The sequence below is a fragment of the Stieleria mannarensis genome, assembly GCF_014154935.1.
Lineage (GTDB): Bacteria > Planctomycetota > Planctomycetia > Pirellulales > Pirellulaceae > Stieleria > Stieleria mannarensis.
Map to the genome: position 1 here is coordinate 95,353 of NZ_JACEHH010000001.1, position 17,482 is coordinate 112,834.

Here is a 17,482-nt window from a genome sequence, read left to right on the forward strand (position 1 = left end):
GAGATCACCGGGCTTGCCATCAATCGGCGATACAAAACAGGTGGTTCTCCCCGCGGATGAACAACTCATCGCCGGACGGCGCCGGAGTCGCGTCGACCGTTTCGCCGAGCGAATTGGACGCCACGATCTGTAATTTCGGGTCGTCCTTGATCACGACGGTCGTGCCGCTGCGGCCGGTCAAGTAGACGTGTCCGCCGGCGGCCATCGGTGACGCGTACGTTCGACTGATTCCGGGCAACCGGACGGCTTGGTAATACGGTTTTCCCGTCGCCGCATCCAGGCAACTCAGGTTGGCCGATTTGCCTTTATGGAAATACAGTCGCCCACCGCTCAGCAATGGGGACGCGATATCCGGTGTGTCGCGGTGAATCGTCCACACCACGCGGTCGGTGCCTTCGATGTCGCCTCGGCCGTCGGGGCGGAACGCACCGAGGAACGAACCCTGGTAACCGCTTCCGACGAACACCAATCCGTCGCCGGCGACCGCCGAGGCGACCGGGCGCGTCGTTTGACCGCCACAGCGCCAAAGTTCTTCACCAGTTTTCAGATCATAACTACGGGCAAAGTTTTGGCCATTCATGACGATTTGTTTTTTGCCGGCCACATCGATCACCAGCGGCGTGGCCCAGCAGGACGGTTCGTCACGCCCGGTCTTCCAAATCGTCTCGCCGGTCGATTTGTCGAGCGCGTAGATCGCCGATTCGCCTTCGTGATCCCAAGGAACGATGATCATGTCCCCGTGCAGCGTCGGTGAACTGCCTTCGCCGAACCCGCTCCGCGTCTGCATCTTGCCGAAATCATCGCGTTTCCATTTCAGTTCCCCGTCCATCGTGTAGCAATACAGCCCGCGGGAACCGAAGTGCGCATAGACGTGCGCGCCATCGGTGCAGGGAGATGCCGACGCAAATCCATTGGTCGCATGGGTTTCCTGGTGGGGAATCGCAGTCACGGCCGTCTGTTCCCAAAGTTGCCGACCGGTTTGGCGGTCAAAGCAGAGGACTTGAAAGTCCAATTTAGGCAACCCCGGTGCCGAGCCGCGTTGAAATTGGTTGCGATTCTGGGGGGCTCGGGCCGGCGGCGGCGTCCCCGCACCAACCGTGACGGCGGTGACCACGAACACGCGGTCGTCCCAGATCACCGGTGATCCCGAACCGCGCCCGGGAATCGGCACCTTCCATTTCACGTTCTCCGTGGCCGACCAGCGCGTCGGCGGATTTCCGCTGGTGGCGGCTCCGTTGCCGGTCGGACCGCGCCAGTGAGCCCAGTGGTCGGCGCAGGCGAGATTCCCGGGCGTGGTCAATGCCAACGCAACCACCAGCGAGAGGGCGGGCGAAAGTTTGCAAAGCATGCGACGTTGTTTGTGAATGGGGGGAAAGGGAACGTGGAAAGCACGACGCACCGAGGGAGGATGAATCCCGCGACCGGTTGCGTCGACGGACGGGCACATTGTAGCTCGTCCGTCCCGATAGCGTCTCTCGGCCCAAACGCCGTGCACAAAATCTTTGACAGCACCTTGCCGATGCGGCATCCTGGGGGACCCGTCGCGACGTTCGGGGCAGCTCATTGGAATCTTCCTACCTCTACCTCGGCGGACAGGGGGCTTGGCATGTTAATCGATCAGACGGAACTCATCCAAAGCACCCCGGTTTGCGGGGGGCTTCGCCGAGAGACACTGCAGCTGATCCTCAGCCAATCGGAGGAGTTGGACATTCCCGAGGACGCATTTTTCTTTCGCGAAGGCGACGCGGGGGACTGCCTGTACGTGATCAAATCCGGGACGGCGGTGGTCCAGCGGACCTGGCAGGACAAGACGATCGTGCTGGCGCGGATCGGGCCCGGCGACTGTTTCGGCGAAATGTCGTTGATCGATTTGCAACGCCGGTTCGCCGCCGTCAAAGCGGAAACCGATTGCAGCGTGATCCGCGTTCCCTACACCGCACTGATGAAACTGTGTCAGGTCGATATGGAACAATATGCGATGGTGATGATGAACCTGGGGCGTGAGGTCAGCCGCCGGTTGCGGATTGCCGGCGAGCGGTTGTTTCGCTACCAACAAGAACTCGGCCAGCAGTGGTTCGACGAGGAATTGGCGTTTGATGCCTAGCTGGACAGCGGCACTCGATCGCAGCTGCGCTCGATGCGAGCGTGGAAAACGCCGGAGATCCTCCTTCTGGGGAAGGTAGCTGCGTTCGCACGGCGATTCACGATCCTTACTTCTTGAATACTGAGACGCTATCCAGCTACGATGATATCTCAGCAAACATTCGGCGAGTAAATAGAGCAGCAAACGTGAGTCTTGCCACACCTCAGAGTGAACAGCGAGTTCTGTTACGATCCGTTTCGTGGCAGACCTACGAAGCGTTGGCCGACAATGCGGATCGCGCCGGTCGGCTGATGACTTACGACCAAGGGTTGCTTGAAATCATCTCGCCGTCGATCGCTCACGAATCCGACAAGTCGCTGCTCAGGCGTTTGGTTGAAATGTACAGTCTGGTCCGGGGGATCGATCTCGCGTCGTCGGCATCGACGACCTTCAAGCGTCCCGATCTAAAACGGGGGTTCGAGGCGGACGAGTCTTACTACATTCAAAATGAGAGGCTCGTGCGTGGTAAGCGCGAGATCGACTTGGCGATCGACCCGCCGCCAGATCTAGTCATCGAGATCGAGATGACACGGTCGGCAATCAACAAGCTTGCCCGATTGGCCCGCATCGGCGTCCCCGAAGTCTGGCGACACGATGGCCAAACACTTTGGCTTGGGCGACTCTCTCATGACGACTATCAATCGATCGCAGAAAGCGAAGTCTTGGCCGGATTTCCAGTCGACGAAGCGGTCGCCACACTCAAAGCGGTCGGCTCAGCAAGTGAGACCCAATTGATTCAACGATTCGTTGACAGGCTGTAGTGGCAGTTGCCAAGACTTTCGACAATACCGTTCGGTACCCGTTTGCGAACCTCCTCCAGGAGAGAACTGTTGAACTGCCGCGTTGCTTTTGCATTCGTCACCCTGGCGGCCCTGTCGGTTTACTCCCGACCGCTGGTCGCCGACGACCTGCCCGAACGGCCCAACTTCATCGTCGTCTTTTGTGACAATCTGGGCTACGGCGACATCCAGCCGTTTGGGTCCACGTTGCATCGCACGCCACATTTGAATCGGATGGCGACGCAGGGCCGAAAGTTCACACACTTTTGTGTCACCGCCGGTGTCTGCACGCCCTCGCGCGCCAGCCTGATCACCGGATGTTATTCCCAACGTGTCGGCATGCATCAGAACCCACGCGACGGACACGTGCTGCGTCCGATCTCACCTTACGGATTGAACCCCGATGAAATCACCATCGCCGAATCACTGAAAGACCAAGGCTATGCGACCGCGATCATCGGTAAGTGGCACCTGGGTGACCAGAATAAATTCCTGCCGACACGACAAGGGTTCGACAACTTTTTCGGCGTTCCGTACAGCGACGACATGACGCAAGCAGTCGGTCGGCGTCTGGGCGACCGGCTAGACGGAAACGACTGGCCGCCGCTGCCGTTGATGGAAAACGAAGTTGTTGTCGAAGCCCCTTGCGATCGAAACGGATTGACCAAACGCTACACCGAGCGAGCGATGCAGTGGATTGACGAACATCGCGATGAACCGTTCTTTCTGTATTTCCCCCAAGCGATGCCCGGCAGCACCCGGACACCGTTTTCCAGCGACGCCTTTCGCGGCAAAAGCAAGAATGGGCCTTGGGGCGATTCGATCGAAGAACTTGACTGGTCGATCGGACAACTGATGAATCAATTGATGAAACTGGGCTTGGCCAGCAAGACGCTGGTGATCTGGACCAGCGACAACGGGGCGCCGATCAATCGTGATTTTGGTGACCTGTCGCGCGGTTCGAATCGGCCGCTGCACGGACGCGGCTACACCACCAGCGAAGGCGCGTTTCGAGTTCCCACGCTGATGTGGCAACCGGGGCACGTGCGGGCGGGGACGGTCTGCGATGAACTGGTCACGACAATGGATCTGTTGCCGACGTTGACCAAGCTGGCCGGCGGTGACGTTCCGCACGATCGGACGATCGACGGGCACGATATCACGCCGCTGATCTACAGCCGCCCCGATGCGACGTCACCCTATGACGCGTTTTACTATTATCATCGAGACCAATTGCAAGCGGTTCGCTCTGGCCCCTGGAAGTTGTTCCTGCCCATCGATCCCTCTGCCGGGCATCCGCATCTTTCCAAGTCTGACCCGCCGCAGACGTTGTTGTTTCACCTGTATGACGACGTGTCCTGTCAACGAAATGTCGCCGCCCAGCATCCCGAGGTGGTCGAGCGATTGATGAAGATCGCCGACCAGGCCCGCGAAGAGCTGGGCGACAAGGGGCGGCGAGGCAAGGGACAACGGGCGATCGGCAAAATCGAGGGCCAGCCCAAGCCACAAACAATGGTACGTTAGCCAGCGTGAACTGTCGGTCGAACGTAGCTACCTTCGCCAGAAGGTGGATTCCGGTGTTTTCACGCTCTGGCGTGCGTCGCTACGTCAACGTGGCGGTGGCCCTCTAAACCAAAATCTCCTTGATCACATGCCCGTAGTCCTGCTCCAGCCGTTGATGTCCGGGGACATTCAAGCGGTGGGAGTGCAGGCCCAGTTGATGCAGCAGTGTTGCGTGCACGTCGGTCACATAGTGCGGGTGTTCCACCGCGTGGAATCCGATTTCGTCGGTGGCGCCGTGAACGATGCCGCCCTTGATGCCCCCGCCGGCCATCAAGACGCTGAAACCGTAGGGGTGGTGATCGCGGCCGTCGGAATTCTGTGACCCCGGCGTGCGTCCGAATTCGGTCGCAAACACGACCAGCGTTTCGTCCAGCATGCCGCGTTGTTTTAGATCCTGGATCAACCCCGCGACGGGCCGGTCCACCTGCATCGCCAGCTTGGAATGATTGGCCTTTAGTTTCGAATGTTGGTCCCAAGCCCCTGCGGCGCCGTCGCCGTGCATGATCTGGATGAATCGCACGCCTTGCTCGGCAAAGCGACGCGCGGCCAATAACTGTTCCCCGAACGGGCGTGTCTCCTTTTGGTCAAACCCATACAGTTTCTTGGTCGCTTCGGTTTCGGTGTCGAATCGAATCACGTCCGGCACTGCCGTTTGCATGCGGTAGGCCAGTTCGTAGGATTTGATCCGCGCCTCTAATTCGGGGTCATGTGGGTATTGCTCGGCTGTCAGATGGTTCAGGCGACGGACCAGATCGAACCCCAGTCGTTGTTGGGCGCCTGAAACGTCACCTTCGGGGCTGGCGTAATCGAGCGGGTTTTTGGGATCGACTTTCAGAGCGACGCTGTCGTAGGCTGGTCCCAAGTAGTGCCCGTCGCGTTTGTCAAAGAAACGCGGCCCCATGCCGATAAACTGCGGCAGGTTCTCGTTTAGCGTCCCCAGCCCATAGTTGACCCAAGCACCGATTGTCGGCACCCGTGGGTCCAACATGTGGCGTCCGGAGTGGAATTGAACTTGGGCGCCGTGATTGTCATCGGTCGTCCACATCGATCGGATCACGGCCAAGTCATCGGCACAGGCCCCCAGGTGTGGAAACCAGTCGCTAAATTCGATCCCGCTTTGACCATGTTTCCGGTAGCCGACTTGCAGTGGATAGATCTTGTTGCGTTGTTGGCCGTTGGCATCGTTGACGACGACCACGCGAACGCGTTTCAATTTTTCGGGGTCTTGAACATCCGCGAACGGAGTTTCGTTAATCGTCTTGCCCGCGTACTTCGTCAACGCCGGTTTGGGATCAAAGCTCTCCATGTGGCTGACGCCGCCGCGCATGAACAACCAGATCACGCTTTTGGCTTTGGGGGCGAAGTGCGGCAATCCATTGGGCGGCGACCACGGAGTGCCACTGGTCGTGTCGCCCGCGGAATCACCCGGTGCGGCGGCGAAGCCGTCACGGCGGAGCATTGCGCCAAGTGCCAGGCTGCCAAAGCCCAATCCGCCGGACAGCATCGCGCGACGATTGACGGTGCGATTCATCACTTCCTCCTCGAAAGGGCTTGCGGATTCGCCTCGACATCATCCCAGTTGTCAGTGCGAAACACCGACGCGGGCAATCCTTCGCTGTTGACCAGATTGGCGCCCTCGGGATTAGACGCCCATGCGTATCGCACCGCGACCGGATCGGGCACGTCGCTGCTGCTGACCAGGACACTGTGTTTGCCGACGACCTTGGCTTCGGCCCAGTGCCATTGACGATCCTTGCCGGCGATCTCGAACCGTTGCAGCGGTTCGCCGTCACGTGACTTCAGCCCCTGGCCGGCCTGATCAAAGGTCACACGGATCGCGTCGCCGTCCACCTTGCTACTGCGATACAGCGGTCCCGAATAGACGAGGTCGCGTCCGTAGTCCTTGGCCAGTGCCCAGCGGGCCAAACGCTCGCCGGGATCCTTTTTGTTTTTGGGGTGAATGTCGTTGGCGGCGCCGACATCGTTGATGGTCGCCATCCCAGTTTTTGGGGTGGTGTCCAGGATCAATCGCATGCGGTCTTGAAGCAAGGCCCAGGGATCCGGGGTTCCCGGTTGTGTGGACGGGGCGCGAAAGTTCGCCAGTTGGACGAAGTAAAACGAAAAGTCATCGTTCCAACGTTCTCGCCAATCGCGAATCATCAACGGCAGCGTCCGGTCGTACGGCACGTGTCCCGGTTTGGCGTTCGCTTCGCCTTGGTACCAGATCGCCCCGCGCATCGCATAACCGACGAAGGGGTGGATCATGGCGTTGTAGAGCACGCCGGGTTTGCCTTCGGTGTTCAGGGGGCGTTTGGGCGAGGCGGGTTTTCGCGGCGCACGGCCACGTTTGTCGGCGGGTTTCTTTCGCCAATCGGCCATCGCCGATTCCCACTGGTCCAACCGTGCCCGGTAAGCCACTTTTGCCTTTTCGGGGTCGTACGCTTTGTCCGCTTTGATCGCCGCATCAACCAATTTCTTGGTTCCCGGCAATGTGGCCAGTGCTTCGCGGCTGGTGAAGGTTTCGACGGGTTTTCCGCCCCAAGCCGACTTGATCACACCGACCGGAACGCCGAGTTCTTGATGCAGTTTCCGGGCGAAAAAGAATGCGACGGCGGAGTAACTCGGGAGTGTCTCGGGTGAACAGACGCTCCACTGTCCGGCGATGTCATCCTGCGGATCGACCGCCGTGGTCGGCGCGGCGTTGAACATTCGGATCGCGGGCAGGTCCGATTCGGCGAGCGCGGCGTCATAGCTGGCCGCCCCACGCATCGTGAACGCCATGTTGGATTGACCCGATGCAAACCAGACTTCACCGATCAACACGTCGTCGATCGTGATCGTGTCGCCGCCGCTGCGGATGGTCAACGTCGACCCGGAATTGTTGGCCGATCCGGTTTGGATCCCGGCCCGCCATTTCCCGTCGGCATCCGCTTTGGTCGTCGCCGACGTTCCGTTCAATTCGAGTGTGACGTCCGCGCCGGGCGTTGCCGTGCCCCAGATCGGTGCCGATCGTTCGCGTTGCAGCACCATGTGATCACCGAAAAAGCGGGGGACCGACAGTTCGGCAATGGCGGTGACCTGGGTTGCCAGGCCGAGCGTGAGAACAAGCAAACAGCGATGCATGGTTGACTAATTGGGAAAAAGGGGGATGGTCGTGGAGTTGCGGTTCTGCCAACAAGTCACTCTATCGCAAGCAGGATTGGCAAGCCGCGGTTTTAACGGATGGTGACGAAGTCGTTGTGGTTGATAATGGCTTGGGTCAAACGGGCGCGGATGGCGGAATCTCGAGCCGCCGCGTCTTGGGTCTGAAGCTCGGGCAGTTCGGCCATGGCGTCCCAGAAGGCGCGACATTCGGACCGCTCCGCCTCGGTCGGTTCACGACAGAGCAGTTGAAAGAACAGTTCGTTAATGAAGTTCGTCGGCGAATCGTCTTCAAGTCCGGTCGTGATTTGTGATGTGATCTCCGACGCCATCTCGATCGCCAGTTTGCTGTTGGAAAGTGCCAGGGCCTGTTGCGGAACGATGCTTTCGTTCCGCCGGTAACACTGCAAGATGTCCGCATCGTCGAACATCGACAGGAACTTGTCTTGTTGGTCGCGAGAATGTTTTAAATAGACACTGCGGCGCGTCGCGGCCGGGCCCGGATCGACCGAGGGGCCAGCCATTTTCGGATCCAGCTTTCCACCCAGCGAGAGCAGGCTGTCGCGGACGAGTTGCGATTCCATTCGCTTCGAATTGGCACGCCAGTAATATCGATTCGTCGGGTCGCTGGTTCGCGTTTGCTCGTCCGAGTTGGCTGTCGAGGACGACAATCGGTACGCATCGGAGGTCACGATGATGCGATGCAGGTGCTTGAAACTCCAGCCGGATGCGATGAACTCGGCGGCCAGGAAATCCAGCAAGTCCGCGTGCAGCGGTTTCTCGGCCCGCAACCCGAAGTCGAACACCGACTCGACCAGCGGGGTTCCGAAGTGCCGCATCCAAACCTGGTTGACGGCGACGCGGGCAGTCAATGGGTTTTGATCGGATGCGACCCATTTCGCTAGCGCGAGGCGTCGCCCGGTACTGGTCGACGGGTAAACGGCCGGGTAGTCGGGCTCCTTGTGTTCGGGGGTTTCGAGCGCCTTTTTCGATCCGCGCAGGGACGCGTAGCGGGGCAGCTGATCCGGCGACGCTTTCTCTAGTTCTGAAAGACGTTTCTCGGCGGCGGACTTTTGATCGTTGGCCGCTTTCACCTTCTTTTCATCGGCGGCGTCGGCGACCGCCCGGTACTGCGCATCGGCGATTTTCGCCCGCAGTTGTTTTCTCGCCGCGATGCCGGCCAGCTTGCGGACTTCCTCTGGCGATTCGGTACGGACGTAGCGGACGTTGTCGGCTTCGATGGTCGCCCGGACCGATTGCAAGGCGGCAGTTGCCCAGGCCAACTTCTTCTCGGCGGCGACGACCGCATGCTCCGGATCAACCGCCGGTTCTGCTTGATTGCCTGCGGCGGTCAGTTCAACCTCCGGCGGCAACGACTTGATTGTGATTTCGTCAAAGGCAACCGTCGCATCGAAACCGCTCAAGCTGAAGAAGCCCTCGCGCCGGTCGGGAAACCGGTAGGCGACCACGAACTGGTCGTCCAGCCAGACGTTGACCAATGTTTCTCGAACGGCGAACCGCAGGTGGTACCGCTGTGCGACTTTGATCGGCAACGCCTTTCGGCCCTGAGCGGGATACGTGTTGTTGCCGCCGCGTGTGAACGCAACCTGGACTTTGGGTCCGGGGGCGTGAGCGCTGGTGTAGACGTAGTTGGCATCCTTTGCGTCTTCGGATTGGTCGAAGCGGAACGTCACCGATTTGTACGTCGATCCGCCCGTCGTGGTGTAGACACAGTCGACTTGGAAATCGCGTGGCAGCGTTTCGGTCAAACGCGCCATTTGTGGCTCGCGGGTGGATCGGGTTTGATGCAGCGCGCCGTCACGATACTGCCATCCGTCGCCGATCAATTGCCAACGTTCGTCCGCAGGGCCGTCGAAGGTCTCGGTCAGTTCGAATGAAGTCGCCTTGGCGGAACGGTCTGTCGGCTCACTCGAGGGTGATTCGGCCAGACGCATTTTTGCTGTGACCAATTCCTGTTCGGCTTTTGCGACGGCTGATTCGGCGCCGCGAATCGCTTGCTGCTGCACGTATGAACGCGTGCCGGGGGCGAATGCGGACGGCGGCAACGGCACCGGCCCAACCGGATCCGCAAAGTCGGACAGGATCTCGGGCACACCGGGGCTGACCGGATTGTCTTTGTCGGGGTTGGACGGGTCGCCTCGCAAGTGCACGAAAGTCGGCCGGTCGACCGAATCGTCAAACACCCGTGGCAGTCCGTCTTGCTCGAAATCCGTCACGCCGGGGATCGGATCCAATCGAACTTGATGCGGTTCAAAGATCGCTCGAAAACGGTAGTAATCCAGCTGCGAAATCGGGTCGTACTTGTGGTCGTGGCACTTGGCACAATTGAGCGTCAGTCCCAGAAACGCTTTGCCGGTGTGTTCGATCGTGCTGTCTAGCCAAGTGGTGCGATTGAACAGGTAGTAGTTGCGTGCCAAATACCCCGTCCCGGCGATCGCATCGGGGTCGGTGGGTGCCAATTCATCACCTGCCAACATCTCCAGAATCATCCGGTCGTAGCCCTTGTCGTCGTTGAGCGATCGGATGATCCAATCGCGCCAGCGCCAGAGATGTTTTTGGCTGTAGCGAAGTTGTTTTCCCAAGCCGTACCAATCGCTGTACCGCCAAACGTCCATCCAGTGCCGCGCCCAACGTTCGCCATGTTCGGATCGGGCCAAGAGGTCGTCGACGATTTGTTCCCAGGGACGCTCGTCTCGCAATTGGTCTGCTGTCGGCGGCAATCCGATCAAGTCCAGGTACAGGCGTCGAATGATGATCGACCGGTCGGCCGGGCCAACGGGCTGGACGTCGGCGGCAATGCGTTTGGCCGCCAAGATCGCGTCGACGGGATGATCCGGCTGGCCGGGCACCGCAGGCGGCCTGGGCTTGGTGATCGGCTGAAACGCCCAGTGTTGATTGGGTGCCGGTGGCAGCGTTTCGTCGGGCGCCTTGGCTCCTTGGTCGATCCAACGCCGCAGCAACTCGATTTGGTCCGGTTGCAGTGGGGCGCCGTCTTCGGGCGGCGGCATCCGTTCGCCCGCATCCGCGGTGATGCGGGTCAACAATTCGCTGGCGTCCGGATCACCGGGAACGACCACATCGCCCTGGAGCATCAGCTGACGGGTTTCCAGCCGCAGGTCGGCTTCTTGTTTCAGCACGCCATGACAGGAGTAGCACTTCTCTGCCAACAGCGGTTTGATCTGTGTCAGATAGTCGACTTTGTCGGCGATCGCTGGTGATACGGTCAATGCCGTGACAAATGCCAGTGTGATCGACAGCCGCGAAACGAAATGAAGGTGGGGATTGGGACGCACGGGGACACGCATCGGTAGGAGGTGGGACCCATTAGTGTAGCCGAACCGGCACGAGCGTGTGTGTGGTTGGTGTCTAGCCTTTCGGCGATTCCTCGCTCGTTGCTCGGGACATGAAATGTATTGCTGATTCATTACGATGGGTTCCCACTCCCAAATGGCTCCCCTCGCCCCAAAACAGATCGCGTGGAAAATGGTGATGAAAGAGGGCGTTGACCGCGATCTGTTTTGGGGAGAGGGGCTGGGGGTGAGGGGCTCGTTATCGATTCGCTGCACATCGATTCGCTGCACATCGATTGCCCCACCAAATCCCTTCGATTCTGTGATGCAATTGTTGCCGGCTCGCTTCACTTCGGCGTGGAATCTCAGCGTCAGATCTCCCACGCTCCAATGCTTCGTCGACGCCTGGGAAGCCCCCTCACCCCCGGCCCCTCTCCCCCAGAAAACCTGACTCGCTGAAGCTCGCCAGGTTTTCTGGGGGCGAGGGGAGCCAGAATCATCAAGATCGTCTTGCGAAGAGACGAGCCTACGATCCTTGGTCTGGCAACATTGTCTTGCTCGCAAGGGTTTCTTGCTCGCAAGGGTGCAAGGGTATTGGGCAGCAATAAATTTCACGTCCCCCGCAGCGAGAACAGCAGGCCAACGCCTGGACACCAAAGACACAGATTAGCAACCGCCCGTGGCATCGGCTAAGATACCCCCCATGAACCAATCTCCATCCAATCGATCGCTTCGCCGTGACTTCTTGCGATCCGCCGGCGGCGGTGCCGGGATGATCGCGCTGGCATCATTGCTCGCCGGGGACTCGTTTGCCGGGGACGCGGTTGCGTCGGGGCAAGCCGGCACGATTCGCCAGCCTCATTTTCAACCGCGTGCCAAGCGGATGATCTGGCTGTTCATGCACGGCGGCCCCAGCCAAGTCGATTTGTTTGACCCCAAGCCCGATCTGATCAAGTACGCCGGAAAACCGCTGCCGGAAAGTTTCGGATCGGTGATGACGCGTCGAAAGGTCGCAAACAATCCGCTGCTGGGACCGGTCCGCAAGTTCCGCCCCCGGGGCCGATCGGGATTGCCGATCTCCGACTTCCTGCCGCATCTTTCCACCGTCGCCGATGACCTGTGCGTGATCCGCTCGCTGCACGGTGACAGCGTGAACCATCCGCAGTCGGTGTACCAAATGAACACCGGCAGCATTTTGATGGGGCACCCCAGTTTTGGCAGTTGGCTGGCCTATGGACTGGGCAGCGAAAACGCCGACATGCCGGCCTTTGTCGTGTTGCCTGATCCCGGCGGTGGACTCAAGGGAGGCCCGTCGGCCTGGGGCAACGGCTACCTGCCGGCCACGTATCAAGGGACGACGATGCGGCCGGGGAAAACGCCGATCCTGAACCTGGCCCCGCCCCGCGGAATCTCGGACGTTCGGCAACGCGAGACGTTGGATTTCGTCCAGCGACTGAACCAAAACCACCTGGTCGGTCGTGAAGACGATGACGACTTGGCGGCCAGGATCGACGCCTATGAACTGGCGTTTCGCATGCAGTCGGCGGCGCCCGAAGCGGTGGATTTTTCGCAGGAGTCTGCCGCGACGCTTTCGATGTACGGGATCGATGACAAGACCACACGCGATTTCGGCGAGCGTTGTCTGTTGGCCCGGCGGATGATCGAACGCGGGGTCCGTATGGTTCAAGTCTATTCGGGAGACACCAACGGCTGGGACGCCCACCAAGACGTCGACAAGAACCACAGCGAATACTGTGCAAAGACCGACAAGCCGGTCACGGCGCTACTGAAAGACCTGAAGCGATCAGGGTTGCTCGAAGAGACGTTGGTGGTTTGGTGCGGGGAGTTCGGGCGGATGCCGATGAGCGAACAGGGCAAGGGCCGCGATCACAACCCGTGGGGTTACTGCGGCTGGATCGCCGGGGCCGGGATCAGCGGCGGGCGGGCGTACGGATCGACCGACGAAGTCGGATTACGAGCCGCCGAAGATCGTGTGCACGTCAACGAGTTCCACGCGACGTTGCTGCATCTGATGGGGCTCGACCACCGGGACCTGACCTACTTTCACAACGGGCTGGACGAACGTTTGACCGGGCCCAGCGAAGTCGACGTCGTCGAGGGGCTGCTGACATGATGTGTTTTTGGGCGAGATGGCGGTGGACCGCTTGGCTGTTGGTGTTCGGCGGGCTCTCCGCCACCCTGCCCCAAGCCGTCGCGGACCAACCCGATGACAATGCGATTCCCGAAGTCGAAGAGGAAGAGATTTCGGACTTCGATCGCAACCATTGGGCGTTCCAACCGATCGTGCGCCCCGCGTTGCCTGCGGTCAAACAGACCGATTGGCCACAGACGGCGATCGATCGATTCATTCTGGCTCGCTTGGAAAAGGAATCGCTTGAGCCGGCGCCGATGGCCGATCGCGCCACCTTGATCCGCCGACTTTGCTGGGACCTGACCGGTTTACCGCCGACGGTGGACCAGGTGCAACGTTTCGTCTCCGACCAGCGGCCCGGTGCTTACACGCGGCTTGTCGATTCGCTGCTGGCGTCTCCGGAATACGGAAAGCATTGGGGCCAGTTCTGGTTGGATCTGGCACGCTACGCGGACACCGATGGATTCGAACACGACAAGATTCGTGAACAGGCATGGAAGTATCGCGACTGGGTGATCGATGCGAGCAATCGCGACTTGCCCTACGACACATTTCTCCGTTGGCAGCTTGCCGGGGATCTGGAATCGACCGGCGGTGATGACCCCACGACGGCTACGGCGTTTTGTTTGTCGGGGCCCGACATGCCCGACATCAATTCGATGGACCAGCGCCGCCATGTGTTGCTGAACGAAATCACCTCGACCGTTGGGGCGGTGATCTTGGGGCTGCAATTCGGCTGTGCCCAATGCCATGACCACAAGTATGATGCGATCAGCCAGGCTGACTTTTATCGCTTGCGTGCGTTCTTCGATTCGTCGATCCGATTGCGTCAAAACCAGTCGGTCAGTGTTTTGGCCAGCTATGACGATTCGCCGCGAACGCACTTGATGATCCGTGGCGATTGGCGTCGCAAAGGTGCGGAATTGGAACCGGCGTTTCCGCGCGTTGTGAACGAGCCCGACGCGACGCCTTCGTCGGATGCCGCACCACGCGGTGAACTGGCCGGTTGGATCACCGATCGATCCAATCCGCTGACGGCGCGTGTGTTCGTCAATCGGATCTGGCAACAACACTTCGGCACGGGGCTGGTCGCAACACCCAGCGACTTCGGCGTGATGGGGGACAGCCCGACGCATCCGCAGTTGCTGGATTATTTGGCCGATGAATTGATGCGCCGCGGCTGGAGTATCAAACGGCTTCATCGGACAATCGTGCTGTCCAGTGTGTATCGGGTTTCCGGCGCACGTCCGACGCAAGGCCCGGGACGCGAATCGTGGGATCGAGCGTTGGCGGCCGATCCGCAAAACCGATGGCTCAGCCGGTTTCCCCGCCGCCGTTTGGACGCCGAGGCGATCCGGGACGGATTGCTGGCGGTCAGCGGCTCGCTGAATCACGAAATGGGTGGCCCGGGGGTGCGGCCGACATTGCCCGCGGAGATGATCAAAACGCTCAAATCGGGGCAGTGGAAAGTGACGCCCTCGATGGATGACCATCACCGCCGCAGCATCTACATCTTCGCCCGACGTAATTTGCGTTATCCATTTTTCGCGACCTTCGATCGCCCCACGGCCGACCAACCGTGCGCGCGGAGGAACCAATCCACCACCGCCATCCAATCACTGACGCTGCTCAATTCTGATCTAGTGATGAAGGCGTCGGAGCGACTGGCGAGCGTGGTGGCTGCTGATGATGCCGACGTTCACTCACAAATCGAATCGCTCTATCTGCGACTGTATTCGCGGCACCCCGTCGCGGAAGAAGTGCAGGCGGCGACAGACTTCTTGGCCGGTGGTGCATCGCTGAGCGACCTTTGCCGGGCCATGTTGAACTCGAACGAGTTTCTGTATGTGGATTGATTCGGGGCAGAATGATGGACGCGTGGATTTGTCTGTAACGGCTGATTCCGTTCACGACTCACCCGAGCGCAGGTAGGCCGAGATCGGCACGGCCAGGACGGCGCCGATCACCGGGGCCGTCAGGTAGATCCACAAGTGTTCCAATTGGTTTGCGACGAGCGCCGGGGCGATCGAACGGGCGGGGTTCATCGACGCGCCGCTGATCGGTCCCCCGCACAGCACTTCGAAAGAAATCACGCCGCCGATCGCCAGTCCCGCCGTGATGCCTTTTTCTTTTGCCCCCACGCTGACGTTCAGCACGACGAACAACAAAATCAGCGTCAGCATGATTTCAAAGACGAATGATTGCCACCACGGTCCCGCCGGTAGCGTCGGTCCCAAGCTTTCTTGGTCCGGAAACAGCACACGGAGCATCGCACTGGCCAGGACCGCCCCGATGCACTGGCTGGCGATGTAGGGGATCACGTGTTTGCCTTCGAAGCGTCGGCCCACCCAGAACGCGATGGTCACGGCGGGATTGATGTGGGCTCCGGAAACGTCCCCGATCGAATGGATCATCGCCGAAACCACCAAGCCCCAGGCCAGGGCGATGCCGACCAGCGTGACGCCGCCGTCGGTGACGTTGTTGACCACGACCGAACCGGTTCCGACAAATATCAACACAAAGGTGCCGATGACTTCGGCGACATATTTTTTCATCTTCCTGGACGCTGGCCTGCTAGGAGAAAATTCGGCAAGTGATTTGGCAGCGGGTTCGGCAGATGATACCAGTCTGCCGCGGGGCTTGCGCGAGTCGTCGATCTCCCCGTCGATAGGGTGAAACACCGTTCAATCGCTGCGATCCGAATAAGTCGTTCGAATGTGTGTGCCAGATCCGTCAATTTGGGGGTGGCCTCAGAGTGTCGGCGACTGCGACTGACCTAGCTTTTGATCGAAATCGGATTCTCCCCCGTTCTCGGTATCGTATTTGATCACTGACGTGCACCGTTCCGTTCGAGCACACCGATCTGCCGCCGGACGCCCCCGCAAAGGGGCGGCGATGATCGAGTTTGCCGTTTGTTTGCCGGTGTTTCTGCTGATCACGTTTGCCACGCTAGAGACTTGCCGGATGATTTATCTGCGACAGTCGCTCAAGCTGGCGGCCTATGAATGCGCCCGGATCGGAATCCTTCCCGAGATCACGCCGGCGTCGATCCAAGACCAGTGCGACGTCATTCTGTTGGGGCGAGGCATTCAAAACTACACGCTTTCCTATACGCCCGGCGATCTGTCGACCCTTCAATTCGGCAGTCATTTTGTCACCACCGTCGAGGCCCCAGCGGCGGAAAACGCGTTGGTCGGATCCTGGCTTTATGGCGGTCAAACCGTATCCGAATCGGTCACCATCATGGCGGAGTATTAGGCGATGAAACCGGCACGAGATCTTGGTTGCGAGACACCTTTCCCAAGACGATGGATTGGCAGCCGTCATGGTGCCCGTGTTCGCCGCGGCGCCACGATGGCGGTGCTGGCAGTCTTGATGCCCGTGATGATCGGAATCGCCGCCTTTGCGATCAACGTCGTGCACATGGAAATGGCTCGCACTGAATTGCAAATCGCGTTGGACGTCGCGGCACGCGCCGGTGGTCGGACCTTCGCGGTCACCGAAGACCAGCAGCAAGCGACTGCCGCAGTGGAAAGCATGCTCGCGCTGAATCCCTACGCCAATCAGGTCCTCGCGCTCGGCGAAACGAATCTTGAGTTCGGTGAATCGATGCGGTATTCGGATGCCGATCGTTACAGTTTCAATCCGGGGATGCATCCCAACGCGATTCGAATCGAAACCAACGGAACCAACGAGGTGCCGCTGCTGTTTCCGTCCATGGGCGTTCCGCTTCAACTGCGGCCGATCAAGGCTGCGATTTGCACCAAGGTCGAACTGGACATCGCCTTGGTTCTCGACCGCTCGGGGTCAATGGCTCGAGATTCGCAGGGTTATCGGCCAGACGACTGGATAGCTGGCGATGCGGTCCCAGCTGAGTCGCGTTGGAGCGATGCGGTGGCCGCGGTCGACGAATTCTTAACCGTGATGGAACACTCGATCCACGACGAACGCGTCACGTTGACCACCTATTCGGCGGAGTCGACGACGGACGTGGATTTGACGAACAACTACGACGCGATTCGTACTGCGTTGGACGATCATTCCCAACACTTTGCCGGCGGAAACACGGGGATCGGCAACGGGATCATCGGGGGCGTCGACGCACTCAACCACGGTTCTTACGCGCGCCCCTGGGCGACACGCGTGCTGATTGTGATGAGTGACGGGCTGCAAACGACGGGGGTGGATGAGCTGGAAGCTGCCGAACAAGCGGCCGCCGACAATGTCATGGTCTATGCGATCACCTTCTCCGACGAAGCCGATCAGTCTTCGATGCAAGACGTCGCCGCCGCCGGTGCGGGGAAACACTACCACGCCGACGATCAACAGCAACTCATTCAGGCCTTCCGTGAGATCGCTCGCGGATTGCCGACACTGCTCACGTTCTAAGGTC

12 protein-coding genes are annotated in these 17,482 nt (G+C 59.9%); 7 read left to right on the forward strand and 5 right to left on the reverse strand.

Annotated features, from left to right (window positions below):
• Nucleotides 1–19 precede the first annotated feature (19 nt).
• Nucleotides 20–1,348, reverse strand: a complete 1,329-nt coding sequence (locus H1B37_RS00320) for an outer membrane protein assembly factor BamB family protein (RefSeq protein ID WP_182864615.1) — start codon at nucleotides 1,346–1,348, stop codon at nucleotides 20–22.
• Between the two features lie 258 nt (nucleotides 1,349–1,606).
• Here H1B37_RS00320 and H1B37_RS00325 point away from each other — a divergent pair, with 258 nt between their 5' ends.
• From H1B37_RS00325 to H1B37_RS00335, 3 genes are all read left to right on the forward strand, one after another.
• A complete protein-coding gene (locus H1B37_RS00325; protein ID WP_182864616.1) occupies nucleotides 1,607–2,104 on the forward strand; it encodes a Crp/Fnr family transcriptional regulator in 498 nt (165 codons plus the stop codon).
• A 185-nt stretch (nucleotides 2,105–2,289) separates the two neighbouring features.
• Complete coding sequence (locus H1B37_RS00330) at nucleotides 2,290–2,904, forward strand: Uma2 family endonuclease (protein ID WP_182864617.1); 615 nt, start codon at nucleotides 2,290–2,292, stop codon at nucleotides 2,902–2,904.
• Nucleotides 2,905–2,973: 69 nt separating this feature from the next.
• Nucleotides 2,974–4,446 carry a sulfatase family protein gene (locus H1B37_RS00335; protein WP_182864618.1) on the forward strand — a complete coding sequence of 491 codons (1,473 nt, stop codon included), beginning with the start codon at nucleotides 2,974–2,976 and terminating at the stop codon, nucleotides 4,444–4,446.
• A 103-nt stretch (nucleotides 4,447–4,549) separates the two neighbouring features.
• On the opposite strand, the gene H1B37_RS00340 is transcribed toward H1B37_RS00335, so the two are convergent.
• From H1B37_RS00340 to H1B37_RS00350, 3 genes are all read right to left on the reverse strand, one after another.
• Nucleotides 4,550–6,016 carry a DUF1501 domain-containing protein gene (locus H1B37_RS00340; protein WP_182864619.1) on the reverse strand — a complete coding sequence of 489 codons (1,467 nt, stop codon included), beginning with the start codon at nucleotides 6,014–6,016 and terminating at the stop codon, nucleotides 4,550–4,552.
• Nucleotides 6,016–7,608, reverse strand: coding sequence for a sialate O-acetylesterase (locus tag H1B37_RS00345; RefSeq protein WP_182864620.1), 1,593 nt, complete (start codon nucleotides 7,606–7,608; stop codon nucleotides 6,016–6,018). Before H1B37_RS00345 ends, H1B37_RS00340 begins: the two co-directional genes overlap by 1 nt.
• Before the next feature lie 92 nt (nucleotides 7,609–7,700).
• Nucleotides 7,701–10,940, reverse strand: coding sequence for a PSD1 and planctomycete cytochrome C domain-containing protein (locus H1B37_RS00350; RefSeq protein ID WP_182864621.1), 3,240 nt, complete (start codon nucleotides 10,938–10,940; stop codon nucleotides 7,701–7,703).
• Nucleotides 10,941–11,640: 700 nt separating this feature from the next.
• On the opposite strand from H1B37_RS00350, the gene H1B37_RS00355 reads away from it, so the two are divergent.
• Both H1B37_RS00355 and H1B37_RS00360 read left to right on the forward strand, forming a co-directional pair.
• Nucleotides 11,641–13,071 (forward strand): DUF1501 domain-containing protein, encoded by a 1,431-nt coding sequence (locus tag H1B37_RS00355; RefSeq protein WP_182864622.1) that lies wholly within the window; start codon nucleotides 11,641–11,643, stop codon nucleotides 13,069–13,071.
• Nucleotides 13,068–14,945 (forward strand): DUF1549 and DUF1553 domain-containing protein, encoded by a 1,878-nt coding sequence (locus H1B37_RS00360; protein WP_286177246.1) that lies wholly within the window; start codon nucleotides 13,068–13,070, stop codon nucleotides 14,943–14,945. Before H1B37_RS00355 ends, H1B37_RS00360 begins: the two co-directional genes overlap by 4 nt.
• A gap of 51 nt (nucleotides 14,946–14,996) precedes the next feature.
• On the opposite strand, the gene H1B37_RS00365 is transcribed toward H1B37_RS00360, so the two are convergent.
• Complete coding sequence (locus tag H1B37_RS00365; RefSeq protein WP_182864623.1) at nucleotides 14,997–15,644, reverse strand: MIP/aquaporin family protein; 648 nt, start codon at nucleotides 15,642–15,644, stop codon at nucleotides 14,997–14,999.
• 280 nt (nucleotides 15,645–15,924) lie between these two features.
• Between H1B37_RS00365 and H1B37_RS00370 the strand changes: the two genes are divergently transcribed.
• Entirely contained in the window at nucleotides 15,925–16,347 is a 423-nt protein-coding gene (locus H1B37_RS00370; protein WP_353620743.1) for a TadE/TadG family type IV pilus assembly protein, read from the forward strand.
• Between the two features lie 96 nt (nucleotides 16,348–16,443).
• Nucleotides 16,444–17,478 (forward strand): vWA domain-containing protein, encoded by a 1,035-nt coding sequence (locus H1B37_RS00375; RefSeq protein ID WP_182864624.1) that lies wholly within the window; start codon nucleotides 16,444–16,446, stop codon nucleotides 17,476–17,478.
• Nucleotides 17,479–17,482 lie beyond the last annotated feature (4 nt).

Excerpts from the sequence above, each read along its gene's own strand:
- H1B37_RS00320 (WP_182864615.1), bottom strand. The coding sequence starts at position 1,348 with ATGCTTTGCAAACTTTCGCCCGCCCTCTCGCTGGTGGTTGCGTTGGCA.
- H1B37_RS00325 (WP_182864616.1), top strand. The coding sequence starts at position 1,607 with ATGTTAATCGATCAGACGGAACTCATCCAAAGCACCCCGGTTTGCGGG.
- H1B37_RS00340 (WP_182864619.1), bottom strand. The coding sequence starts at position 6,016 with ATGAATCGCACCGTCAATCGTCGCGCGATGCTGTCCGGCGGATTGGGC.
- H1B37_RS00345 (WP_182864620.1), bottom strand. The coding sequence starts at position 7,608 with ATGCATCGCTGTTTGCTTGTTCTCACGCTCGGCCTGGCAACCCAGGTC.
- H1B37_RS00355 (WP_182864622.1), top strand. The coding sequence starts at position 11,641 with ATGAACCAATCTCCATCCAATCGATCGCTTCGCCGTGACTTCTTGCGA.
- H1B37_RS00360 (WP_286177246.1), top strand. The coding sequence starts at position 13,068 with ATGATGTGTTTTTGGGCGAGATGGCGGTGGACCGCTTGGCTGTTGGTG.
- H1B37_RS00365 (WP_182864623.1), bottom strand. The coding sequence starts at position 15,644 with ATGAAAAAATATGTCGCCGAAGTCATCGGCACCTTTGTGTTGATATTT.
- H1B37_RS00375 (WP_182864624.1), top strand. The coding sequence starts at position 16,444 with ATGGCGGTGCTGGCAGTCTTGATGCCCGTGATGATCGGAATCGCCGCC.